General features: G+C 29.7%; 19 protein-coding genes and 2 pseudogenes. 8 read left to right on the plus strand and 13 right to left on the minus strand.

The genetic code is table 11. The features are described 5' to 3' along the window. Positions 1-8: 8 nt before the first annotated feature. Entirely contained in the window at positions 9-1244 is a 1236-nt protein-coding gene (locus Q6H37_RS16205; protein ID WP_318734005.1) for an efflux RND transporter periplasmic adaptor subunit, read from the minus strand. 276 nt (positions 1245-1520) lie between these two features. On the opposite strand from Q6H37_RS16205, the gene Q6H37_RS16210 reads away from it, so the two are divergent. Both Q6H37_RS16210 and Q6H37_RS16215 read left to right on the plus strand, forming a co-directional pair. Then, complete coding sequence (locus Q6H37_RS16210) at positions 1521-2198, plus strand: response regulator transcription factor (RefSeq protein WP_318734007.1); 678 nt, start codon at positions 1521-1523, stop codon at positions 2196-2198. Beyond that, positions 2188-3231: a HAMP domain-containing sensor histidine kinase gene (locus Q6H37_RS16215; protein ID WP_318734009.1), complete on the plus strand. Its 1044-nt coding sequence runs from the start codon at positions 2188-2190 to the stop codon at positions 3229-3231. Before Q6H37_RS16210 ends, Q6H37_RS16215 begins: the two co-directional genes overlap by 11 nt. Positions 3232-3244: 13 nt before the next feature. On the opposite strand, the pseudogene Q6H37_RS16220 reads toward Q6H37_RS16215, so the two are convergent. Beyond that, positions 3245-4341 (minus strand): annotated as a pseudogene (locus tag Q6H37_RS16220) (MFS transporter). A 364-nt stretch (positions 4342-4705) separates the two neighbouring features. On the opposite strand from Q6H37_RS16220, the gene Q6H37_RS16230 reads away from it, so the two are divergent. From Q6H37_RS16230 to Q6H37_RS16240, 3 genes are all read left to right on the plus strand, one after another. Next, complete coding sequence (locus tag Q6H37_RS16230; protein ID WP_318734014.1) at positions 4706-5389, plus strand: response regulator transcription factor; 684 nt, start codon at positions 4706-4708, stop codon at positions 5387-5389. Beyond that, positions 5389-6756: a sensor histidine kinase gene (locus Q6H37_RS16235; RefSeq protein WP_318734016.1), complete on the plus strand. Its 1368-nt coding sequence runs from the start codon at positions 5389-5391 to the stop codon at positions 6754-6756. Before Q6H37_RS16230 ends, Q6H37_RS16235 begins: the two co-directional genes overlap by 1 nt. Positions 6757-6899: 143 nt before the next feature. Next, positions 6900-7253, plus strand: coding sequence for a four-helix bundle copper-binding protein (locus Q6H37_RS16240; RefSeq protein ID WP_318734018.1), 354 nt, complete (start codon positions 6900-6902; stop codon positions 7251-7253). Positions 7254-7351: 98 nt separating this feature from the next. Here Q6H37_RS16240 and Q6H37_RS16245 read toward each other — a convergent pair whose 3' ends face one another. Then, positions 7352-9148 carry a sulfite exporter TauE/SafE family protein gene (locus tag Q6H37_RS16245; protein WP_318734020.1) on the minus strand — a complete coding sequence of 599 codons (1797 nt, stop codon included), beginning with the start codon at positions 9146-9148 and terminating at the stop codon, positions 7352-7354. A gap of 275 nt (positions 9149-9423) precedes the next feature. Beyond that, positions 9424-10986 (minus strand): annotated as a pseudogene (locus Q6H37_RS16250) (FAD-dependent oxidoreductase). Between the two features lie 235 nt (positions 10987-11221). Between Q6H37_RS16250 and Q6H37_RS16255 the strand changes: the two are divergent. Both Q6H37_RS16255 and Q6H37_RS16260 read left to right on the plus strand, forming a co-directional pair. Then, a complete protein-coding gene (locus Q6H37_RS16255) occupies positions 11222-11791 on the plus strand; it encodes a TetR/AcrR family transcriptional regulator (protein ID WP_318734022.1) in 570 nt (189 codons plus the stop codon). A gap of 42 nt (positions 11792-11833) precedes the next feature. Continuing rightward, positions 11834-13195: a Na+/H+ antiporter NhaC family protein gene (locus Q6H37_RS16260; protein ID WP_318734024.1), complete on the plus strand. Its 1362-nt coding sequence runs from the start codon at positions 11834-11836 to the stop codon at positions 13193-13195. Positions 13196-13249: 54 nt separating this feature from the next. Here Q6H37_RS16260 and Q6H37_RS16265 read toward each other — a convergent pair whose 3' ends face one another. The 8 genes from Q6H37_RS16265 to amrS form a co-directional block, all read right to left on the minus strand. Further along, positions 13250-14350, minus strand: a complete 1101-nt coding sequence (locus tag Q6H37_RS16265; protein WP_318734026.1) for an endospore germination permease — start codon at positions 14348-14350, stop codon at positions 13250-13252. A gap of 111 nt (positions 14351-14461) precedes the next feature. Then, positions 14462-15571: an endospore germination permease gene (locus Q6H37_RS16270; RefSeq protein ID WP_318734028.1), complete on the minus strand. Its 1110-nt coding sequence runs from the start codon at positions 15569-15571 to the stop codon at positions 14462-14464. Between the two features lie 38 nt (positions 15572-15609). Then, positions 15610-16707, minus strand: coding sequence for an endospore germination permease (locus Q6H37_RS16275; protein ID WP_318734030.1), 1098 nt, complete (start codon positions 16705-16707; stop codon positions 15610-15612). 10 nt (positions 16708-16717) lie between these two features. Beyond that, positions 16718-16957: a hypothetical protein gene (locus tag Q6H37_RS16280; protein ID WP_318734033.1), complete on the minus strand. Its 240-nt coding sequence runs from the start codon at positions 16955-16957 to the stop codon at positions 16718-16720. A gap of 4 nt (positions 16958-16961) precedes the next feature. Next, entirely contained in the window at positions 16962-18155 is a 1194-nt protein-coding gene (locus Q6H37_RS16285) for a Ger(x)C family spore germination protein (protein ID WP_318734035.1), read from the minus strand. Between the two features lie 5 nt (positions 18156-18160). Further along, positions 18161-19729 (minus strand): spore germination protein, encoded by a 1569-nt coding sequence (locus Q6H37_RS16290; RefSeq protein ID WP_318734037.1) that lies wholly within the window; start codon positions 19727-19729, stop codon positions 18161-18163. A 272-nt stretch (positions 19730-20001) separates the two neighbouring features. Next, entirely contained in the window at positions 20002-20724 is a 723-nt protein-coding gene (locus Q6H37_RS16295; RefSeq protein WP_318734039.1) for a DUF421 domain-containing protein, read from the minus strand. 38 nt (positions 20725-20762) lie between these two features. After that, a complete protein-coding gene (gene amrS, locus Q6H37_RS16300) occupies positions 20763-21617 on the minus strand; it encodes an AmmeMemoRadiSam system radical SAM enzyme (RefSeq protein WP_318734041.1) in 855 nt (284 codons plus the stop codon). A gap of 328 nt (positions 21618-21945) precedes the next feature. Here amrS and Q6H37_RS16305 point away from each other — a divergent pair, with 328 nt between their 5' ends. Further along, positions 21946-23109, plus strand: a complete 1164-nt coding sequence (locus tag Q6H37_RS16305; protein ID WP_318743044.1) for a transglutaminase domain-containing protein — start codon at positions 21946-21948, stop codon at positions 23107-23109. A gap of 424 nt (positions 23110-23533) precedes the next feature. Here the strand turns inward: Q6H37_RS16305 and Q6H37_RS16310 are convergent, their stop codons facing one another. Further along, positions 23534-24928, minus strand: coding sequence for a hypothetical protein (locus tag Q6H37_RS16310; RefSeq protein ID WP_318734043.1), 1395 nt, complete (start codon positions 24926-24928; stop codon positions 23534-23536). Position 24929 lies beyond the last annotated feature (1 nt).

Here is a 24929-nt window from a genome sequence, read left to right on the forward strand (position 1 = left end):
TTCAACTCCTATTCTGCTAATGCTTTTACAGCATCACCATCTTGCAAAGTGCTTATATTAGTACAAATAACATTATCTCCATCTTTTATTCCAGACTTTATTTCTACTGTATCTTCACTAATTTCTCCTACATCTATATTTTGTTTTTTTGCTACTCCATTATTATTTATAAAAACATAATAGCTTCCTTCACTACCTCCCAGTGCTTTTAGTGGCAATGCAATTGCTTTTTTATTTTCATCCTTAACAATTTTTATCTTTCCAAAAACACCAGGCTTAAGCTTTCCATCTTTATTGTCAATCTGAATTTTACATTTAAATATTCTAGATTGAGGATCTGCTGCCCCATCAATACTCTTAATAACTCCATCATGCTCTTTTGAATCTTCACTGCTTAGCTTAAATTTAGCCTTTGCTCCCAATTTTACATAACTTAAATCACTATCTTTCACTTCAATAACAGCATTTATTGAAGATATATTTTCTACTTTTCCAATGGCTGTTCCAGGACTTATATATTGACCTACAGTAACATTTTTTCCACTGACAACTCCACTAACTGGAGCTGTAATAATTGTGTTTTGTAGTGATTCTCTTTGAGTATTCAAATCTGTTTGTGATTTTTGTATGTTAGCTCTTTGTGCATCTGCAGAAAGACTTGAAGACTCCGCATTAGCTCTAGCTGTTTGCAAATCAGTTTGTGCATTTTTTAGCTGTGTTTCTGCATTTTCAAGATCAACTTTTGTTTCTGCACCTTGATCATAAAGGGCCTTCATTCTATCATAATTTCTCTGGGCACTTTCTAAATTTGTTTGCTGCTTATTAATTCCTATTTGTGAAGAGTTTGCTGAACTCTCTGAAGAATTCAATTGAGCTTGTGCAGCAGCAACTTGTGCTTCACTAGACTTTATGCTATTTCTTATATCAGTATCATCTAACTTTACTAAGGATTGTCCAGCTGACACGCTTTGTCCATTTTCAAAGGAAACTTGTGTAACCTTACCTCCTACTTTATTACTTATAGTTCCTTCTTCAGATGCCTCAAGTGAAGCATTAAAGGCTGCACTATCTGCAAATGTATCTGTGGTAGCCTTTATTACTTTTACAGTAGCTTTATTCATATTAGCTGTGGAAATAGCTGAATTATTTTTTGCTTTACTTGAAAAAGTTCTTATTCCAACTGATATAGTTCCAACAGCAGCTAAAGCAATTATTATACAAATTAACTTCTTTCTTTTAATCATTTTTTTCCTCCTAAAATAAATGCAAATTATTTATATATTTATTAAAATTAATTTTCACTGTAGTTTTTTCAATAAGCTTAATGTAAATTTTATGATTGGTTTGTTAAACTGATCATAATCGACATTATATGGCAGCATGAAAAACTAAAAATTAACTCAGAGGTTAGAAGTATGAACAAATTATAAACAAACATAAATAATAACAATTTCACTATCAGTTAATTTTAAGTTTTTTTTTTCATGTTATAATTATTTCAAAGAACAGGAGGTATCATAATGTTTAAAATTTTAGTTGTAGAAGATGATAAAAGCCAGGCTAGGTTGATGAAGGCTATTCTCAACCATGCTGGATATGAAATACATTTAGCACATAATGGAACTACTGCATTAGAGATCTTAGACCAAGTTCATATTGATTTAATTGTACTTGATGTGATGATGCCAGAAATGAATGGATATGAATTTACTGAAACTATACGAAAAAGTGGAAATATGATTCCTATTCTAATGCTGACGGCTAAGCAGCTTACTGCAGATAAAATCAGAGGATTTCAATCTGGAACAGATGATTATATGACAAAGCCAGCAGATGAAGAAGAACTGCTTTGGCGTATTAAAGCCTTGCTTAGACGAGCAAATGAAGCAAGTGAACATATACTTAAAATTGGCGAAGTTATATTAGATAGTGATGCGTTTACTGTCACACGAATAGATGAAAAACAGACCCTTCCAAAGAAGGAATTTCAACTGCTTTATAGACTCCTATCTACTCCTGATTATATTTTCACCCGTCTTCAACTAATGGATGAAATATGGGGGATGGATTCAGAGTCTGTGGATACCACTGTTAATGTACATATTACAAGATTACGTAAAAGATTTAGCAGCTATCCTGAATTTGATATTGTTGCTATACGAGGTGTTGGATATAAGGCGGTGAAGAATGTTGAATAAAAAAACGTCTTACTGGCGATTGACAATGATTTTTACAGGAATTGTATTTCTTATTCTGGTATTTACTGCATTTATAATGTTTATTATCCTATTATTAAGGAGTAAAGGAATACTTCAATTTCAACTTTCATCCAATCCTTTTCGCTTATTCATTACACTTGCTATAATCAGTATACTGCTTGGAACTATGTTATCGGTTATTTTCAGCAGGATTCCATTAAGACTACTTCGTAAAATTATGATAGCAATAGATGCTCTTGCAGCAGGCGATTTTAGCACGCGAATTAATCTTAAAGGCATCCCGGAACTACAACAGCTTAGCAAAAGTTTTAATCATATGGCAGAGGAACTTAGCAGCATCGAAATTTTACGTTCTGATTTCGTAAACAACTTTTCCCACGAATTCAAATCACCTATTGTATCAATGCGTGGTTTTGCCAAAATGTTGAAATATAGTGATTTAACAAAGGAAGAACATGATGAATATCTTGACATCATAATCAGTGAATCTGATCGCTTGGTAGAGCTATCTAAAAATGTGCTAAATATCTGCAAAATTGAAAACCAAGCCATTATCTCAAACTTAAAAGAATATAACCTCACAGAACAGATTAGAAGGTGTATTGCAATCATGGCACAAAAATGGAGCACAAAAGACCCTTCCTTTGATTTTGAATGCGAAGAAATTAATTTTATTGGAGATGAAGATTTGATTAGCCAGGTGTGGATTAATCTTATTGATAATGCAATTAAGTTTAGCACTGCACATGTTCTAATTCATATGAGTCTGCATCAATATAATGACTCAATTCGCTTTAGCATAAGCGATAACGGCCCTGGAATGAATGAGGAAACACAGAAACACATTTTTGATAAGTTTTATCAAGGAGACACTTCTCATGCCACACATGGAAATGGCTTGGGACTTCCAATTACAAAGAAAATTATAGAACTGCACAGCGGTACTATTTACGTAAAATGCTCAGATGGTAATGGTACAACTTTTATTATAGAATTACCGCTGCAAAGGTAATTAGCAAATTTATTTAATAAGCAGATACATCATTATCTGTAAATTCCAATTTTCTAACAATAATACATCCTAATATACTTATCATAATAATAAATACAGTTGGTAAATGGTTATTTATCCCCCACAATAAACCGGTTAATGATCCACCTACAAATGAACCAACAAATTGTATTGTGTTATAAACACCAGTAATAGTTCCTCTAGTATTCTTTGTAGAAAGCTTTGTTACATTCCCTGGTAATAGTGCATTAAGACTCATATATCCTGCCATGAATATAGTTGTTCCTAAAAGGATACTATAAAAATTAGTAAAGAAAAGACATGCTCCGCCAATTAAAATACTTATAAAAGAAATAAGTGCTGCTTGTGATAATTTTCCTCTATCTGCTCGCTTTGAAAAAATACTCATAACAATGATACCTATTAAGGTGGCTGGTAAAAATACTTTCCACATGGAAGCTACACCAACACTTTTTTCTAATAATTGAGGAATGATATAAAAAATACTTACCATAGTATAACTTATAATAAAACCTGAAACTGACAACTTTGTAAATAACTTATTTTTCAATAGTCCTATATAGTCTACTTTACTTTTTTCTTCATGTGTTTTTTTAACATTATCTTTTTTAATAAATATAACTATATAAATCCATGACAAAAATACTAATACTGAACAACCTGCAAACATTTTAGAAACTGAAATTATATTATATAAAAAGGGTCCTCCAACAAATCCTATTACCGCTGCAGACCCACTAAACATACCAACAATACTCATTGACTGATTTCTTTTTTCATCTGGAATATTATCACAGCAGCAATTGCTCCTATGCCTTGCAGTGCTCTTGCTATTATAAGAATATATATATTATCTGCTATTGCTGCTAATGCTAACCCTGATGCCAGAAATAGCGAACCAATGGTAAGTACATTTTTTCTTCCAATTCTATCACTTAAACTGCCAAAAGGCATCTGCATAATCCCTTGAATCAAACCATATATGCCAAGAGCTATGCCTACCAGTACCGGTGTATTATACAATAGTGTCTTACCATACACAGACATGAACGGAAGAATCATAACCATAGCAAGCTGCCTTAAAGCCATTGCAATACTTAAACTTACAATAAAGCTAATTTCATACCTAGTAAAAGTACCTTTTTTCACAATTTTTCACTTCCTTATTATTCGTATTTTATCACATTTAACCACATTTACCATCAATCATTTCCAATTTCCATATTTTTGTACAGTATCATCTTATGTGATTACATATTAAATTGTTCATTTCTCAACTTTTCAGAGAACAATGAAGATGAGTTTTCTTGATAATACTAAATTTATAGATTAAATTTCTTACTTTATATATACTATAAGTTAAGTATGTGAAAATATTATAATCTACATATAATCTTTATAAAATTTAGCTATTATAAAAAGTAGTATACTAATATGACTTGAGGTGACTAATATGAATAAAATTCTTATAGTAGAAGATGAAGAAAAAATATCTAATGTTCAAAAGGCTTATTTAGAAAAAGAAGGCTACGAAGTGTATACATCAACTACAGGGCTAAAAGCTTTAGAGCTATTTGATTCAGTTGAATTTAACTTGATAATACTTGATTTAATGCTGCCAGATATTCAAGGAGAAGAAATATGTAAAATTATAAGAAATAAATCTGATGTATATATATTTATGCTCACTGCTAAATCTTCATTGGAAGACAGAATAGAAGGTCTTAATACCGGTGCTGATGAGTATTTAGTTAAACCTTTTAGCCCAAGGGAATTGGTGGCAAGAGTTAATTCATTATTTAGAAGATTGGTATCAAATAATAGTTCCATTTTATGCTTTGATAATGGAAATTTAGAAATTCATAAAGATAGCAGAATTGTAAAAGTTAAAGGACTTGAAGTTTCTCTAACTCCTAATGAATTTGATATTTTATACGCTCTTGCAATGAATAAAGGAAAAGTTCTTACTAGAGAACAGTTAATTGATAGAGTTTTCGGTATGGACTTTGAAGGTTTTGATAGAACAGTAGATGTTCATATAAAAAATATAAGAAAAAAAATAGAGGAAGACAGCAAAAATCCTAAATATGTACTGACAGTTACAAAACTTGGCTATAAGTTTGGTGGTGAAAGCTAATGTATAGTATTAGAAAAAAGCTGAGTATTATAATTTTAATTTGCTGTGTACTAGCTGCGCTTCTAACTGCTATTTTTGTAAATGTTACAATAAACAATAAATTTAATAAATACATGATAGATATTCAAAATAAGAGGAATAATAGAATAGTGCAGTACTTTGAAGAAGTTTATAAAAGGGATAAAAAATGGACATCAAATTCAGGAAGTGAAATGAAACATGAAGCATATATGAGTGATTATTGTTTAACTCTCCTGGATTTAAATAAAAAAATGATCTGGATGATGGATCCAAATGATATTAAAGGTAAAGAACATTTTAAAGCTTTAAGCAACAAAAGTGGTGTTTATATTACAAACAGTTTTCCAATTAAATATAATAGAAGTACTGTTGGATATGTAGAAATAGGCCAATATTCTTCAGTATTATTATCTACTGAAGACATAAATTTTAAGTTATCCATTAACAAAGGAATTGGTGCTAGTATCTTTTTAAGCCTTCTCATTGTAATAATTATAAGCCTTTATATTTCAAAGCAATTTTCAGTTCCCATAAGAGAAGTATCTAATATATCTGTAAACCTATCTAATGGAAATTATAATTCTAGGACTAATGTAAAAACAGATATACTGGAAATTGAAAAACTTAAAAGCAGCATAAATACTTTAGGAGAAAAACTTAAGCATCAGGACCTATTAAGAAAAAGACTAATTTCTGACATATCTCATGAAATAAGAACTCCGTTAAATATTCTTCAAAATAACTTAGAAGCTATGATTGATGGAGTTTTTCCCGTAAATACAGAACAACTAGTAGCTTTAAATGATGAAGTTATTAGATTTGGTAAACTTTTAAATAATCTAAATACTCTAAAAAAATTTGAGTCAGAAACAATTTCTATTAATAAAGAAAAAGTACCTTTAAATGAGCTATTATCCTCAATATGTGATGATTTTTCAATTGCATTAAATGAAAAAGACATAGAGCTAATCTACAATACAAAATCAGGTAAAAACTATAATATATTTGGAGATGCAGATAAATTAAAACAGGTATTTATTAACCTTCTATCTAATGCAATAAAATTTTCAAACTGTAGTGGAAAAATTTGGGTTAATTTAGCCAGAGTAAAAGAAGAAATTATTGTTAGTATAAGAGATACTGGAATTGGAATTCAGAAGGAGGATTTACCTTTTATATTTGAAAGGCTTTACAGAGGAGATAAAAGTAGAAATAAAATTGAAGGAAGTGGACTAGGTTTAACCATAGTAAAAGACATTTTAACTTTACATTCAGCTTACATTAATGTTGAAAGCGAAGAAGGTAAAGGATCTATATTTACTATACGATTTAAAGCAATTAATTAACATTTAAAAACAGCCTAATGTTAAAGTAATTTTTTCATTAGGCTATTTTATATATATTGTATTAAATGCATAAAGTTAAATTGTTTAGTACAAAATAAAACTTGTAAATATAGATATAAAAGATTTTAAGGAGGATTTGAATTATGAATGCAACTTTAATGGCTCCAAGCACTCAATATCAGGCTTGTATTGATGCTTGCAATAAATGTGCACAATTATGTCAAGAATGTTTCAGAATGTGTCTACTAGAAGCAGATGTAAAGGCAAGAGAGCACTGCATAATGGATTTAGTTGATTGTGCAGAAATTTGTTCAACTGCTGCCTGTGCAATGTCTAGAAGAAGTTTTCACGTAAATGAGCTTTGTAGTTCATGTGCAACAATTTGTGATGAATGTGCTTCAGAATGTAATAAATTCCCTCAAGAACATTGCAAAATGTGTGCAGATGCATGTCGTCAATGTGCTAATGAATGCAGAAAGATGGATAACATGGTGTAAAATTCAACAATTATTCCAAATGAAAATTTAATTCTAAAAAAAGATCTCACTATGTTATAGATTTTTTAATGATCTATAAGTACAGTGAGATTCTTTTTCTATTGTATATATGACTTTCTGATACTTTCCAAATCAGCCTTTTTAATATCATCAACAACTTGTATGACGCCTAAAATTTTACCGTCTTTTACTATTCCATATCCTTCTGCCTCATTAAAAGTAATATCTAAATCTACAATTCCTTTTTTTCCATTAAATGATTTAAAAGTTTCTGCAGTTTTAGCTGATACTAGCTCAAATTTTCCATCTGCATTATCAAATTCAGTTAAATCAAAGGTTATTTTAGTTTTTATATTTTTATTCACTACGACTATAAGAGGCTTAAACTCATAACCAATTCCCTTTATTGCAGCACTTTGATTGTTGCCAACTATCATTGCAGTATTAACTAAAGTTTTAGTTTCAACCTCACTTAAATTATTTCCATATACACTTGGAGTTTGTTGTACATTTGTTGAATTGCCACCAGGCATGGAACTACAACAATTTCCTCCTCTAGTTGGCGGAGCAGAAGGATCTGGTTTAGATGTATCAACAGAATCTAGGTTGTCCACTACTCGAATTACACCTGTTATCATACCCATCCAGCAGCTAAAGTTTATATTTTTATCCTTTGGTGTAAATTCTATTATATTTTCACCATTATTTAATTCTTTTCTTATATTCAAAGAAGGAATTACAATTGCATTATTACAAGAGTTTATTTGTTTTCCATTTATTATTAACTTAACAGTCACATCTTTCTTTACATATATAACATTAGGCGTATAACCATTTCCATCTGCAGTAATGGATACTACCTGAATTCCATCTTTCAAAATAGCTTTAGTACTATTAGAACTAGACGCTGCAAGTGATTCATTGTTGCTAGGTAAAAGAGAACTTACGGGTACTCCAGCCAAAGATAGACCTCTATTACCCATTATAAGTCCTAAAACAATCACAAGTACGCCACTAACCTTTAAAATCTTTTTAGTATATCCCTTTCTTAATATTCCTGAAACTGCACCAAAGGTCAGCATTAAAGGCACTGTACCTAGTGCAAATATAAACATTGAAAATGCTCCTTTAACAGCACTACCTGTGCCAAGTGCATATAATTGCATAGTTTGAAGAGGTCCACAAGGCATTAATCCATTTAAAATTCCTACAATAAATGGAGCTTTAGGTTTACTTTTTAAAGAACAAAAGTTCCAAGGAAGTCTTATTTGAAGTCTTCTAAATAAACTAAATCCAGCCATGTTAAATCCCATAATAATCATAAATAAACCAGCAAAAATTTGAAGAGCAGCTTGAGTTTTTATAGATAGTGAAAGTATAGATCCTAAAGCGCCAATAATTCCACCTAAAATTGTATATGATATTACTCTTCCAATATTATAGAGAAGTGCAGGTTTAATTGCTTGAAATTTATTGGTACTCTCATTGGATAAACTTTGAGGAAGCATTATTCCGCCACACATTCCTACACAATGTATAGAGGTAAGTACTCCCACTACAAAGAGTACAAAATATGTGGCTCCTTTAAGCATATTGTTCATATCAAAACCACTAGTAGAATTACCTATAAAAATAATAGTGAGCACCACTATTAATATTCCAGCAATCCCTAGATTAGAAGAATTTTCAGTGCTATAGCCTGCACTATGTATAGAGCTTTTTATATCCTTTAAGTTGCAAAGTTCAGAGTCATATTCTATTTCTACATATTGTTCATTATAATTGGCTTTAACATTAAAAACTCCTACTAATCTTTTTAATGTTCTTTCTATACTTTTTTCACAAGATGTACATGTCATATTATATACTTTTAATCTTATATTTTTTATACTCATAAATTCACCTCATTAGTGTATTATTACTATGAAATTTTTATATTTTTGTTTAAACTAGGTATATATAGGTGTAGTCCTTATAGTACAAACATATTTAATGATTATAATATACATAATACTTATGTAGAAGTTATGAAGAAATTTCAAATATACTTTTTAAGTAACCTTATAAATCTATAAATAAAAGGTGAATTTTAGCTTAAAATGCTATTTTCACCTTTTATCATGCTTTAATTTTATTCATTATTATTTTCTTTTAATATTACAAAACATATCTAAAATGCATTTGAATCAATAGTATTTTTTCCTTCCCCATAGTGATTTAACCTTGTTACAGCCGGACCTTCTATAATATCACCTTCAAATGTAAACCTTGAACCATGACAAGGACAATCCCATGATTTTTCTGCACTGTTCCATCTTAGTTCACACCCTAAATGTGTACATGTTATATCAACTAAATGTAATTTACCATTTTTATCTCTATATACACCATATCTTTCTCCATGAACATCTATTACCTTTCCCTCATCATTTTCTAAATCAGCGCTATACTGGCCTATTTCAAGTTTTCCCTTTATTAATTCCTTTGCAACATCAAAATTTTCTTTAACTAAATTTTTAATTCCTTGAGTTATAATTCTACGTGAAGGATTATACACATCTTCATAAGGACTTTCGTTTTTAACAATAAGATCCCTTATTATATTTGCAGCAGCTGTTCCATTTGTCATCCCCCACTCACCATAACCTGTGGCAACATAAATGTTTTTTGAGGAGGAAGTTAGATTACCTACATAAGGAATACCGTCTACGGTTATGTAATCCTGGGTTGACCATACATACATGAACTTTTCAATATTAAAAGTGTTTTCAGCATAATTTTTTAAATTCATATATCATTCTTCCATATCATTGCCATGAGCAGTTTTGTGATCTTGACCTCCTATAATTATCATCTCACCATCTCTGTATTTTTGTGAACGGAAATACCATCCTGCTTCTCCTGCATCTACAAAAGTGCCTTTTGGTAATTGATCCCTTATTTTTGCAGTTATTACATATGACCTTTGTGGACGCAGTTTTGCAAAGTATAAGCCTAGACCATCATAAAAAGGAAAATGAGAAGCCAAAACCACCTTTTGAGCTTTTATCTTAATACCTGTATCTGTTATCAAAGTATATACTTCATCATGTTCTATATCTACAATTCTTGTATGTTCATATACTTCGCTTCCGCTGCCTGGAATATTTTCTGCAATTTTAAGAAGATATTTTCTAGGATGAAATTGGCCTTGGTTTTCGAAACATAATGCACCTTTTATTTGAAATGGCAAATCTAAATTTTCAACATACTTTGCATTTATTCCTAAGCTTTTAGCTGCTTCAGCTTCTTTTTTTATAGTATCAACATAATTTTCCTCTGTGGTATAAATATATGCTGGCAGCCTATAAAAATCACAGTCAATATTATATTTGTTCACCATGTTCTCTATAAAATCTATAGCACCTTCATTAGCTTCTGCATATTGTCTAGCTTTTTCATTTCCCATACTGTTTATTAAATCATTGTATATTATATCGTGTTGTGAAGTAACATAGGCAGTAGTATGACCTGTAGTTCCTTGAGCTATCCTATCTGCTTCAAATAACCCAACTTTAAAACCTTCCTCTTTTAAAAGAATAGCAGCAGTAATGCCTGTAATACCTCCTCCTATAATTGCAATATCAGTTTCAATATCTTCCTTTAAAATAGGATACTTTGTTTCATAAGTTGAATCAAGCCAATAAGATTTTGATATTAAACCACTATTATTAATACATTTATTTTTATCCATAACTTCACTTCCTTATTGTTTCTTTGAACAAATACATATTTTTATTTTGTGTTTTCCTAAGTAAAAATATTTATATTATTAACATCACTTATACTCCCTTAATACAAACTACATCATGTATTTTTTAACCATACATCTGCCATAACAACAAATATTAACATTATTAAGGTTGACTTTTCCAAATATTTATTATATTATGGAATAAATTTACGAACGGTCGTAAGGAGGAACTTAAATGACTATTAAAGAAATAAAGAAAGCTGCTTTACTAAACTTTACAGAAAAAGGCTATGATGGTGCTTCACTTTCTGACATTGCTAAAGAAGTTGGAATAAAAAAACAATCAATTTATTCTCATTTTAAAAGCAAGGATGAACTATTTCTTACAGTTATGAAAGAGGTTATTGATGAAGAAACTAAATTTTTACATCAGTTTTTTTCTCATTATCATTCTGACTTAAAAAGCTATTTGGAAGATTTTATATTAAAATTTAAAGAACGATATGTAAACAATGAGGAATGTAATATGAAATTTGTACTGCGTATGGCTTATATGCCGCCAGTTCATTTAAGAGAAGAAGTTGTTTATAATTTCAAGTTATACTTTTCAGAACTTGAAAAGTTACTAAATAAATTATTTTTAAGTGAAGAAGCTTTTTCGAAAAAAGCTGAAAGAGCTACTCTTTCTTTTTTGACTATTTTGGATGGACTATTGGTAGCATTGATGTATGGAGGAATTGAAAGATTTAATCAAAAATTTAAAGTTTCATGGGAAATATACTGGAATGGCTTAGTAAATGATTAAATTCTTAAAATTTTCATTTAGAAAGGATTGGTGGGATGGTTCATGAATAAAAATAAAATTTCCGAAAAGTACACTTACATTATTTTAGTATTTACCCTTATTTCAATTATTAGCTGTATTATATTAAACATATCCTTATTTTATGGTTTTCTTGCTAGCATAATTATTTCCATATACTTGTGCGTAAAAAGCGGCTTTTCAATAATCGAGCTTTTAACCATGATAAGGAAAGGACTTTATGAATGTAAATCCCTTTTTATTTTAATGGCATTAATTGGAGCCATGGTTTCTATATGGATGTCTTCTGGAGTTGTACCAACTATGCTGTACTATGGACTTAAATATATGCAGGGTACAAATTTTCTATTTTCTGCTTTTGTACTTACATCAATAGTATCAATATTTATGGGTACAGCATTTGGAACCATAAGCAGTATAGGAATTGCATTATTAGCACTATCAAAAATATTTGGTATACCTAATTATATTCTTTTAGGAGCCATAGTTTCAGGCGCTTTTATAGCAGATAAGAGTTCTCCCTTATCAAATCTCTTTAACCTTACCCTTGAAACTGTAAAAATAAGTTATAAGGAAGCCATAATATCCATACTAAAGACATTAATTCCAACTTATTTTATATCTGCATCAATATATTATTTTATAGGAAAAAAGTATAGTATAGTTGCTGCAAATTCTAATATAGATAACTTTATGTATGCTATTGATAAAAACTTTGTTGTTTCACCTTTAATATTGCTTCTACCCTTAAGTATTATAATCATGTCATTTTTAGGAATTAAAATGTTAAAATCAGTATTTTTAGCATTAATTGCCGGAATAGTTGTGTCTATTGTTTTTCAAAAGGCAGGTTTTAATCATATTATTGCAGCTGTATTAAGTGGCTACAGTATAAATACCAATTCTGTTCAATTAAATACAGTATTAGTTAGTGGTGGTATGCTGTCTATGATACCTGTATTGCTTATAATAGCAGGTGCAGTCAGCTTAAGCAGCATATTTCAAGAAACTGGGCTTATAATCCCTATAATTAAAAAAATAACTTTTAAAATTAAATCAAGTGAAGAACTTATTTTAAAAACAGGATTTATAAGTGGTGCCTTAACAGCCATAAGTGATCAAAGCGTTGGCATAATACTTCCAGGAAAACTTTTAAGTGATAAATATAAAGAGTTAGGAATTAAAAATTCTACTTTAGCCAGAACTATGGCTGACACTGGTGCAATTATTGCTCCCCTTATTCCATGGAATGTAAATTCATTATTTATATTTATAACAACGGGAGTTCCTACTTCAGCCTATGCTCCTTATGCAATATTATGTTATCTTTCTCCTTTAATTACATTTATTTTTGCTTATTGTGTTTTTAAATTCTACCAGTTATAGCTATTGGATTTATTACAATAGAATAGCATGACTTTTAAACAATAATCTCATCCTTTAAATTCTTTTGTACAACATATTCTTTATTTTCCAAACAATAAGTAATAAAATTGGTATAACTAAACCATATGTAATACCATAAGGAGCCCATCCAAAAGCATTAAAATTTCCTTGATGAATAGGATCTTTAAAAACAAATTCTGATACTATTGATACGATTAATCCAAGTGGTATAACTAGCTCTCTATAATTTTTTAATCCTAATAATTCAGAAAGCCCTGTTATTCCAGAATAAAAAAATATTATATTTATCATAAACTCTGTAGCAATCCATACTCCAGCAATTATAAATTCCATACGAGTAAATACTATACCAATATTTATTTCCTTAGCAATCAAATATGTAGGATACTGAGATACAGAAGTTATTTTACTTCCAAGCACTAATATTGACATAAACATTGCAATAAAAAATAAAAAACAAGACCACATATATCCTTTGAAAATTGATTTTTTAGCTTCTAATATATCATTAACATTGATTGGATATATCATCATTATAGTAATTAAAGGAAATGTAAGATAACATGTCAGAAAAACTAGGCTTTTTAAAATTGGAATAATACCATTTTCAAGCACAGGTTGCAGATTTTGAAGCTTAGCATTAGGTAATACAACAAGCATTGCAAAAATAAACAAAGCTGAAGAGGCAAATATAAATAATTCAGATACCCGTGCAATTGTTTCCAGTCCATATAGTACTCCAATTACAACACCTAATACAAATATTAAATTAATTATATATAATGGTGTTTGAGGCATAGTCTCAGTAGTTAAAAAATTACCAACATACCAAGGGAGACAATAACTAGACATTATACACAAAAACACATAACCAGCTGCAATAATTGAACCAATCCACTTACCTAATATCTCCCTCATAACTCCAATCAATGTCATGTTTGGATATTTACTACCTAAAAACCAATATATCCATAAAACTGGTATCCCAATTACAGGCTCAAATAGTACTGCAATCCATGAATCCTGTTTTGATATACTTGCTATTACAGCACTCAGTACAATAATTGTGCCTCCAAATGAAGCACTAACGGTTAATGAAAACAATTGATGATTTGTGATTTTTATTTTATCCATACAAATACCTCATTAAAAAACTCTACATACCATATTAGATTGCTTTATTTTCCTACCACTTTTTTATCATGTTTATCTCCAGTATTACTGATGGTAATATAACTAGATTCACTATGTCTTTACATCTACTTTAAATATATATTTTTTTATCAAAAAAACAATAAGTAATGTAACAGGTAGAATCACTCCATATGTAATAATATAAGGAGTCCAGATAAGATTAATCCAATTTTTCTGATATATAGCATCTGGAAAAACAACCACTGACATAACTGATATGATAAGTCCCAACGGCATAACTATCAATTTGTGGTCTTTCAATTTCAATAATTGTGAAAGTCCTATCACACCTGCATAAAAAAATAATGTGCCTATCATAAATAGTGTAATAATCCATATAACAGCAATTATAAATTCAAGACGTGTCAATACACTACCCACTCTTATTTCTTTAGCAAGTAAATATGTAGGAAACTGGGAGACAGCGGCTACTGGACCTCCCAGTACCAGTATTGACATAAGGGTTGTTATAAAAATTATAAGACCAGCCCATAAATAACCTTTCAAAAGTGATCTTTTAGCTTCTAATATATTGTCAATGTTAATTGGATATATCATCATCAAAATAATTAAATGAAATGTAAATACGCATGACAAAATAACTGACCCCTTTAATATTGTAATAATGCCATTTTCAAATATAGGCTGTATATTCTCTATTTTTGCATTTGGCGAAACAAGAATCATTGCTATAAAAAATAAAATTGAAACAATATATATAAATAGTTCTGAAGCACGAGCAATTGTTTCTATTCCATATAGTATACTTATAGAAACTACTATTACAAATAATAAATTTATAGCATATGCTGGTGTTTGTGGCATCGCTTGTGTGGTTACAAAATCGCCAATATACCAAGGAAGATGATAAGCAATTGTTAAACATAAAAACACAAAACTAGCTGCAACAATAGTTCCAATCCATTTACCTAATATTTGTTTTATTATGTAAATTAATGTCATATTAGGATACTGACTACCCAAAAACCAAATAATCCAAATTAACAAAATGCCAAAAAATTCAGCAAATACTACCGAAATCCATGCATCCTGTTTTGCTATACTTGCTACTACTGAAGCAATAACAATAATCGGTCCTCCAATTGCACAATTAGCAATTAGTGAAAATAACTGATGACTTGTGATTTTTATTCTATCCATACCAGTACCTCATAAAAAATTCTACATACTACATTAAATTACTTTACTCTCATTTTATTTTTCATTATACTTATAATTAATATCATTATTGGTAATACAACAGCAAATGTACCTATCCATACTACCCATGTAGTACTATCCCATTTTGCTTCATAGGTACTATTAGGATAAACAATATTAGAAAACACTGTCAATATTAATCCAAGTGGCAATACTATTTTTCTATAATCCTTGAGTCCAAGTAATTGTGAAATACCTATAATTCCTCCATAAAAATATAATAATGCCTTAAAAAATAACGTTATGATCCAAGATGCTGATATGATTGCTTCCATTCTAGTAAAAACAACACCAATGTTAATTTCTTTTGCAAGTAGATACGTTGGGAATGCTGAATTTGCCGCAATATTACTGCCTAAAACTAGAATGGACATACCGTTATACATGAGAATAATAAAAGATCCCCATAGATATCCTATAAATAAAGGCTTGCGTGTATTTTTTATATTACTGACATTTAGTGGATATATCATGTTTAAAACAACTAGTGGCCAGGTAGTATAACTTGTTAAAAGAACTGCTCCTTTTAAAATAGGAGTAATCCCTTTCTCTAAAATGGGCAATAAATTTTCAAACTTAGCATTAGGACTAACCAGCATAAGTGACAATATAAACATAAATGAAACAATATAAATAAATATCTCTGAAGCACGTGCTATTGCTTCAATACCATATAATGCCCCTGTTACAAGAGCAATAATTACAATCGTATTTACCACATATATAGGAGTATTTATTAAACTTTGTTTTGTAATAAAATTTCCAACATACCATGTAATTTGTGGTACATCTAATAAACAAATAAACACAAAAGCAGCAGATATAAAACTTCCACACCATTTTCCAAATACTGAACAAATTATATCAACATAGGATTTATTAGGATATAGTATAGCTAAATAATGATACATCCAGACAAAAAACAAACCAAATAAAGGTGTTAATATTGTACAAATCCATGCATCCTGTTTTGCTATTCCTGCAAGACTGGCAGACACGATAATAATGGAACTTCCACATGAATAATTTGCGGTCAATGCAAATAACTGATGGCTTGTTATTCTAGTTTTATTCATAGTCACCACCTCATTTTAATAATTCTTTTATAATATTACTAAAAGGAGAATACACCCATTGTACAAAGTCCGAAGGGTTCGGTATAGCAACATTAAGACTTTTTAGTATTGCAAGTACTGTTCCAAATGCAAGCAATACTATGAATGTATATAATTCTCTATAAAGTTTTTCTCTTAACATTTTTGGAATTTCCACAATACTTAATATTGTGCTAAATACCAATACAGATAAAATAGACACTATAGCCATACTACTATTTCTCCTTAATAAAAAATGACTTTGTTATTTGCCCAAGCTGATTAGTTTTTACATTAACTGTAATGTTAACAGGTATATGTGTAAATTCGCTATCCCAGTTATCTTTTATCTTTGCCCACAACTTAGGATTTTTTCTATGTACTGCCTCCCCAAAACCAAAAATATCGCTTTTCAGATCATTTTGCGCTTTATTTAATGCTTCTTCACATATTAATTCTATTTTTTGTTCACTTAATCTATTTATTAAATCTTTATTTTCTTCCTTTGAAACATCAAAATCACCTTCTACTGCTCCAATATTTTGCTTTACATCTATTTTTACATTAATAACAGGTTTATCATTTATTATAGAAGCTTTTATATCTGATTTGGCATCTATAACCTCACCTGTAATCTTCACTTTATCTCCGTAGTATGCATAACCTATCGTATTCTTTACATCTCCAATAATATAATTATATCCTTTACTTTCATCTTCATTTAACCAGCCTACAAGTCTATCTTTTTTTAAAACTCCCAAGCTAGAATATGCTATTTTTTTGATTTCTCCACTTTCTTTTAAATTGTCTATAGATTTTGGAAAAGTTTCTCCTTCAGTAATATCAATACCTGTAATCACAGGATTTTTTCCATCAGAAACAATAGAATTAACAAGTTCAACAATTCTTATAGCCTTTGTAGGTGCCCAATCTTTATTAGATAATTTAAGTGAATTATACATAGAAATTCCGGGTATGGGTTCCATAGGAGTTAACACCCCCAAAACCTCCTTTGCAGTTTTATTCTTAGCTATTGCAAAATAAAAATCAGTACGATATTGATAATTACGTGCAAAATAATCAAGTATATCCTTTATTCCACTTTCTGCAATTCCATTACCAAATATAACCATTCTTAGGTGTGAATTATATATTTCTCTTGGAGCTTTTGCTGTAATACTTTTGATTGCTCCTTCCAAATCCCTTCCCTCTCCTGTATATAAAACAACTGGTGACTCATTTGTTGCTTTTTTGGAAGCTATAACTCTTGGGTTTATAACTTGTTCTGAAACTAAATATCCCTTTTCTGTTTTATCAACACCAGTTGCCACAACAATTGCAAGAGTATTTATTTCTTTACTACTCCAACATCCAGTAAAACATATACTTAGTATTAAAATAAAAATAATTAGTGCCTTTTTAAAATTCATATATATCACCTTAATTCTGGCTTTTTCTTTTGATTTGAGTCTACAGGATCTTTTTCATTCACTCGTGAATCACTAGTACCACTAATACCTATAGGTCTGTATTTCATTTTCCATAGTGGAAATCTAAAGAATGTATCTTTATTTCCACTTTTCACCCTTGGTGCAATTGGTGTCAAATATGGAACCGTTATAGACTTTATTTTGCATAAATGAAGTACCAGAATAATGAGTCCCATAAATATCCCATATAATCCAAGCAAAGCTGCCAGAAACATTAAAATAAACCTTACTGTTCTTGTAGCATTTGACATTTCATAATTAGGTATAGCAAAACTTGATATAGCTGTTATTGAAACAATAATTACTATGAAAGCTGATATAATACCAGCTTCTACTGCCGCCTGGCCCAGCACTAATGCTCCTACTATTGAGATAGCTGATCCTACAGCTCTTGGCATTCTTATACCTGCTTCTCTTATTATTTCAAATACAAACTCCATAGCTAATGTTTCTATAAAAACAGGAAAAGGAACACCTTCTCTTTGGGCAGCTATACTTATAAGTAAAGGCGTAGGAATCATTTCCTGATGGAAGGTTGTTATTGCTATATATGTTGCTGGTGTTAAGAGAGTCAACAAAAAAGCAATAAATCTTAAAAAACGCATCATTGAAGATACAATATAATGATGATAATAATCCTCACTTGATTGAAAAAATTCAAACATAATTGCTGGAGCTGTTAATACATAAGGTGTTCCATCAACTAAAATTGCCACTTTTCCTTCAAGCAAAGCTGCAGCAACAGAATCAGGTTTTTCTGAATTCAAAAAAGTGGGAAATATAGAATATCTATCATCTTTAATTAGTTCTTCAATATATCCACTTTCTAATACAGCATCAATTTCTATTTTATTAAGCCTATTTTTTATTTCCTGTACAATGTCATCTTTAGCTATTTTATCAATATACATTATACTTACTGCTGTTTTACTTACACTACCTAAAAACAAGTTCTCCGCTTTTAATTCTTTATTTTTTATTCTTCTTCTAATAAGTAAAATATTGGCACTTAATTTTTCTGTAAAGGAATCTTTAGGACCTCTTATTATTGTTTGAGAAGTCGCCTCTTGAATTCCTCTACCTTCATCAGTACTTGTCACTATTGTGAAGAATTTGGCGTATCCATCAACTAAAAAAACAGTATTTCCCAATAGCAAATTAGTATAAAGAATTTCATAATCAGAATCTTCTTTTAAATCTCTTATACCTGAAAAATAATTTACTAATGTGTCAAAATTTATATTAAATTTTAAGTTATAATATTCACATTTTAACCTAGAAAGTTCTAATGCTAAAGAATTCATAATTACTTTATCAGTTAAGCTTTTAATGTATATAACTGCACAAATAAAATCCTCTTTATTATCAAATTTGAAATAGTCAATTTTAAAATCACTACTGTCGCCAAAATCAATTTTTATTCTACTTATGTTTTCATTTATATCCTTACTAATACCTATATTTGAGTTATCTTCATTAATTTTATTTGTAGATCCCGATTTAAAAAATTTCATTGGTGAAAATCTCCTTATATCTTAAAGTACCTTGTTATATGTTTTGTAAGTACACCAATATATATTCTTATTAACATACAAATTTCTAATTAAAAAGTTTTTTAGTAATTCTAATTTATGAATTGTCTAATTATACATATCTCTACAGAATAAAAAAACAGAAGACAATATATCTTCCAATTTAATATTATTAATCCTATCACAACACAAATTGCTCTTATGTAAAATTAAAAGTATTAAAATTAATGTTAATGCATCATTAAATAATAATATTATTCAATACCATATTTTCCATGGTATTCCTTGCTATTCTTGTTTCTTCTTGATATTACTAGTTTTTTATCGCTATCTATTCCCGCATAAAATACCTCAGAAGCATCTTTAATATTTTGACTTTTTAGTTGAGCTGTTAACCATTTCTTACTTAATCCTGCAGCTGACAAATTTTCATCCATTATATTTCCATCTATTATTATATCTTTCATAAGTCCAGAAGTTGTTGTCTTTATATTCATATGATGAGGAGTAAGTGGCTGCTTATCTGCTTTTTGAAGCACTGACAATTCTCCATCTGTTTCCATTATTGCAAATTCTACATCAGCTAAGTTAAAAGTATTCTTTTCTCTTAACTTCATCATTAATTCATCAATAGTCAATCTAATATTTTTCATATTTTCTTCAACAATAGTCCCATTTTCAACTAAAGTAACTGGTTCTGAATTTACCATCTTTCTTATCCTAAAACTCTTAATATGTAAATATGCAGTCATAATTGTTAGAATAGTTACTGAAATAAGAGCAGTTACAGCAGATACTACTGTAAAATGTTGACCCACAATGGCATTTGCAATTATTGCTCCCATTGAAACTCCCATAACAAAATCAAAAAATGTCATTTGAGATATAAGTTTTCTTCCCATAAGTCTAGTTAAAAATATTGCTAAAATGTAAATTATAATACTTCTACCCATAGTGCTGAATAATATATCTTTCATGCATAAATCCCTCCTGAAATCCTTTAGTAATAATCTATTTAGACATTACCTAAAATTACTTTGCTTAAGTATTTTTTAGCAACTTTTTCCGCTTCCATCATAAAGCTTATATCTGTAGGTGAATTTTCAAGCTTATATCTTGGAAAATATCTTGAAAGGTGCAGTGGAATATCATGATTTACAGAGTTTATAAACTTTGCAATTTCCTCTACTTCGTCTAAATTATCATTTTCACCACTTACTAATAATGTGGTAATCTCCACGTGGCAATGTTTTGCAGCTATTTCAATGGTTTTTAGCACAGGTTTTAAACTTCCTCCACAAAGATCTTTATAATATGTAGTATTGAAACTTTTTAAATCAATATTCATAGCATCTACGTACGGAAGAAGCTTTTTTAAAGGTTCTTCACTAATATATCCATTCGTAACAAGTACTACTGCTGCTGCAGGGTCTGTTTCTTTTAGAAGTTTAGCACAATCATATACATATTCATACCAGATACTTGGCTCATTATAAGTAAATGCCAATCCTATATTGTTTTTCATAGTTAGTGAAGTTTCTATTAAATTTTCTTTAGGTACAAACCTACTCTCAGCTTTAAATTGTGAAATGCTGTAATTTTGACAAAAACCACAAGTGAAATTACATCCAAAACTTCCTACTGAAAAAATTTCTGTATTAGGTCTGAAATAATGAAGAGGTTTTTTTTCTATAGGATCCAAAGATGCCGAAGTTACTTCTCCATAATTTATAGTAAAAAGTTCTCCATCTTCATGAATTCTAACATTGCATTTCCCAAAATGTCCATTTTCAATAACACAATTATGGGGGCACAAAAAGCAGTGAATTTTATCTTTAATCTTTTCATAAAACATAGCATGTGTCTTCATGAATATCACCTCAAATTTCTATGTATTATATACTTAATTTTATAAATATTGATGTTATAATTATATACAATTCTCACCTAACTTCCAATTTATGAATAAATTTCCCTAATAACAACGTTAAACCTAATGTGCTATAATATAATTAATATGACTCAAAAGAGGTGAAATTATGTTTATAAAAAATGGTACTAAAAAATTCTCAATATTTAAAGTACACCTTTTTCTAATTTCATTACTAATATTACTTTCCACTAGTACTGTTTTTGCCCAAAGCAATTACACTATTTTTACTTTCAAAGATAATGTAAGTACAGATAAAACTTGAAATATTAAATTTTCAAAAAATATTGATAAGAATACTGTAACTAGTGAAAATGTAAAAATTGTTGATGATACTGGTAATCCTATAAAATTAGACTTAAATTCCAGTGGAAATATTATTTCCTTAAAACCTTCAACTAAATATACTCCAGGTAAGACTTATACTATGTATATAAACAATGTAAAAGCTTTAGATGGAGCTTCTCTTGAAAATCCTGGAACCATGAAATTTACCACTAAAAATGGTGTACAAGCTATTGATACTTCTAGTTATTCTTTACTGGATACACATACCTATAAAATTACTGATACTTTGACTTTTACTAGTGATAATGATACAAAATTGGATGTAACCTATAATATTGGAAGTCCAAGCAACTCTCCTTATCAGAAGGAAATGGACTTAAAAGTAGCTGGTGATAATGCTGAAATTACTTCCTCAAATTCTATAAATAAAAAACTCACAGCTTCTACTTATTTAAAAGCTGGAGAAAAATCACAATATCAAGTCACTAGAACTGTACAAGTTAGTGGTATAAAATATATAAAAGATCTATCTAAAACATCTGGAGATTATAGCAGCTTTAGTGATTATTCTAAATATACATCAGCTTCTGATAAGATAGAAAGTGATAATTCAGCCATTATAGATAAATCAAAAGAATTATTTGCAGGAATAGACAATCCTTATTATAAGGCAAAAAAAGCCTATGAATTTGTAAACAGCTATATGAATTATGATCAAAATAATAAAAATAAAGGAGCTTTAAATGCTCTACAAACCTCTAAAGGAGTATGTGAAGATTATTCCGAGTTATTTGTTGCTCTTTTAAGAGCTTCTGGCATTCCTGCTAGAGTTGTTACTGGATATTGGGTTGATGGAGAAAACTTCAATAGTAATATAGCAAATGGAAATAACTATAGGCATGCTTGGGCAGAGTATTATCTGCCACAATTCGGATGGATAATTGCAGAACCAACTAATCTATATTATTATGATGGAAATAGAACTATAGATTATGGTTATTTTTCAAACTTAAGTGGTCCAACTCATTTTATTTCTGGTTATGATACAACTGGTGAAGATAAAGATAATACTATATATTCTCGTTATTTTCAAGGAAGTAATGTAAGCAGCAGCATACAAACACAAATTGAAAAATTAAATTAAAAAGCATATTGCGACGTAATTTGCAGTAGAAGTTTGGATTTTAACTTTTATTCCATGATATATGATAAGGGTGTCATCACAGCTAAATGTTTTAATTATTCTAAAGCTCAAAATTTTTGAAAGCCTAAGAACTTTGTCAAACTCGGTTCCCTCAGACAGGACTAAAGTTCTAAGGCTTTCAAAAATTTTGAGCTAAGTATAATACTAAAACAATTTAGCTAATGTGAGAACACCCTTATCATATATCACTTCATAAAAGTTAAAATCCAAACTAGTAACTTCAAATGTACGCATCTAATTATATTGTTATTAATAATTTTAGTTACTTCGCTTCATACGTTTGTTTCGCAATATTTTTAAACTACGAAAGTTAAGTTAGATATCTAAAAACATTTTAAAATTATGCATATTCATAATTTTGAAATCATATAATAAACATGGCAACCACCGTGGTAACAATCAAACCTATAATAACTGGTTTTAAATTCTTCTTAGCTAACTCAAAAGGATCCACTCCACATATAGCTGCTACAGGTATTACAGCCCAAGGTATTATAGTTCCTCCACCAACCCATATAGCTGCTATTTGCCCTAATGCAGTAAGAGTAGCTACTCCTCCACCTAAAGCTGTAGAAAATAGCTTTGCTACAGAACCTGCCAGAGATATTCCTGAAAATCCTGATCCATCCAAACCTGTGATTGCACCAACTATAGTAAGAGTTGTAGATGCAATTGCAGCATTAAGAGGTACTAAATTAGCTAAGCATACACCCAAATCATTAACTATACCATTGGAATGAGCTGGTAATATCTTTCCAAATATTTCAGTAAAAGCTGAATCTCCTAAATAGAAAAATGCAGCTATAGGTATAACTATACCAAATATTTTAAAACCAAATTGTAATCCTTTAACAAGGTTATTTGTTATTTTTTCTAAAGCTTCATTCTTATAAGTTACTATAGATAACAAACTCATTATAAATATAGCTGTTCCGCCTATAAGTGCAGTAGCATCTCCTCCTTGTAGTTTAGCAGTATACATAACAAATATGTCTACAATAAATAAAGCCAAAGTTATTAATGCTAACATTCTCTTAAAATTTTTTGAAAGAGCAACTAAATTAGGTTTTTCTTTGTCACTTTCCTCTCCCATAGTATATTCTGTAGATATTTTTCCTAATTTAATGTCCTTCCTAAGTAAATAAAATGCTGTTATAGTAGTTACTAATCCCATAGTAATTACTAAAGGAATACTTGCATTAACTACACTAGATACTGGAATGCCTGCTGCATCTGCCGTAAGTTTAGGTGCTGCTTGAATTATATAATCCCCTGACAAAGCTATACCATGACCAAACAAATTCATTGATATTGCCACCCCTATAGCTGGAAGCCCTACCTTTTTTGCTATAGGTAAAAATAATGCTCCAATTAAAGCTACTGCTGGCGATGGCCAGAAAAACCAGGAAAGTATCATCATAACTATACCAATAACCCAGTATGCAATCCAGTAATTTTTTATTATTCCTTTAAAAGGGGATACTATTTCTTCATTTATACCCGATTCTATTAATACATTACTCATAGCAACAATAACGGATATAATAAATATAGTCGGCATAAGTTCTTTAGTAGCATAAACAAAACTGTTAAATACTCCCATAGTAGAATGATACAAGGAACCTGTGCCTATTAATCCAAGTAAAAATATACCAATTATGCAGATTAGTGAAATATCTCTTTTCTTGGCCATAGCTGCAATAATTATAAAGATAAAGATTAAATAGATATAGTGAAGGGGGGTTAATACTACACTCATT

Source organism: Clostridium sp. JS66 (assembly GCF_033561535.1).
Lineage (GTDB): Bacteria > Bacillota > Clostridia > Clostridiales > Clostridiaceae > Clostridium_AM > Clostridium_AM carboxidivorans.

Excerpts from the sequence above, each read along its gene's own strand:
- Q6H37_RS16260 (WP_318734024.1), top strand. The coding sequence starts at position 11,834 with ATGAATAAAAATAAAATTTCCGAAAAGTACACTTACATTATTTTAGTA.
- Q6H37_RS16245 (WP_318734020.1), bottom strand. The coding sequence starts at position 9,148 with ATGAGTATAAAAAATATAAGATTAAAAGTATATAATATGACATGTACA.
- Q6H37_RS16295 (WP_318734039.1), bottom strand. The coding sequence starts at position 20,724 with ATGAAAGATATATTATTCAGCACTATGGGTAGAAGTATTATAATTTAC.
- Q6H37_RS16240 (WP_318734018.1), top strand. The coding sequence starts at position 6,900 with ATGAATGCAACTTTAATGGCTCCAAGCACTCAATATCAGGCTTGTATT.
- Q6H37_RS16280 (WP_318734033.1), bottom strand. The coding sequence starts at position 16,957 with ATGGCTATAGTGTCTATTTTATCTGTATTGGTATTTAGCACAATATTA.
- Q6H37_RS16255 (WP_318734022.1), top strand. The coding sequence starts at position 11,222 with ATGACTATTAAAGAAATAAAGAAAGCTGCTTTACTAAACTTTACAGAA.
- Q6H37_RS16270 (WP_318734028.1), bottom strand. The coding sequence starts at position 15,571 with ATGGATAGAATAAAAATCACAAGTCATCAGTTATTTTCACTAATTGCT.
- Q6H37_RS16215 (WP_318734009.1), top strand. The coding sequence starts at position 2,188 with ATGTTGAATAAAAAAACGTCTTACTGGCGATTGACAATGATTTTTACA.
- Q6H37_RS16290 (WP_318734037.1), bottom strand. The coding sequence starts at position 19,729 with ATGAAATTTTTTAAATCGGGATCTACAAATAAAATTAATGAAGATAAC.
- Q6H37_RS16285 (WP_318734035.1), bottom strand. The coding sequence starts at position 18,155 with ATGAATTTTAAAAAGGCACTAATTATTTTTATTTTAATACTAAGTATA.
- Q6H37_RS16310 (WP_318734043.1), bottom strand. The coding sequence starts at position 24,928 with ATGAGTGTAGTATTAACCCCCCTTCACTATATCTATTTAATCTTTATC.
- Q6H37_RS16230 (WP_318734014.1), top strand. The coding sequence starts at position 4,706 with ATGAATAAAATTCTTATAGTAGAAGATGAAGAAAAAATATCTAATGTT.
- amrS (WP_318734041.1), bottom strand. The coding sequence starts at position 21,617 with ATGAAGACACATGCTATGTTTTATGAAAAGATTAAAGATAAAATTCAC.
- Q6H37_RS16210 (WP_318734007.1), top strand. The coding sequence starts at position 1,521 with ATGTTTAAAATTTTAGTTGTAGAAGATGATAAAAGCCAGGCTAGGTTG.
- Q6H37_RS16205 (WP_318734005.1), bottom strand. The coding sequence starts at position 1,244 with ATGATTAAAAGAAAGAAGTTAATTTGTATAATAATTGCTTTAGCTGCT.
- Q6H37_RS16235 (WP_318734016.1), top strand. The coding sequence starts at position 5,389 with ATGTATAGTATTAGAAAAAAGCTGAGTATTATAATTTTAATTTGCTGT.
- Q6H37_RS16265 (WP_318734026.1), bottom strand. The coding sequence starts at position 14,350 with ATGGATAAAATAAAAATCACAAATCATCAATTGTTTTCATTAACCGTT.
- Q6H37_RS16275 (WP_318734030.1), bottom strand. The coding sequence starts at position 16,707 with ATGAATAAAACTAGAATAACAAGCCATCAGTTATTTGCATTGACCGCA.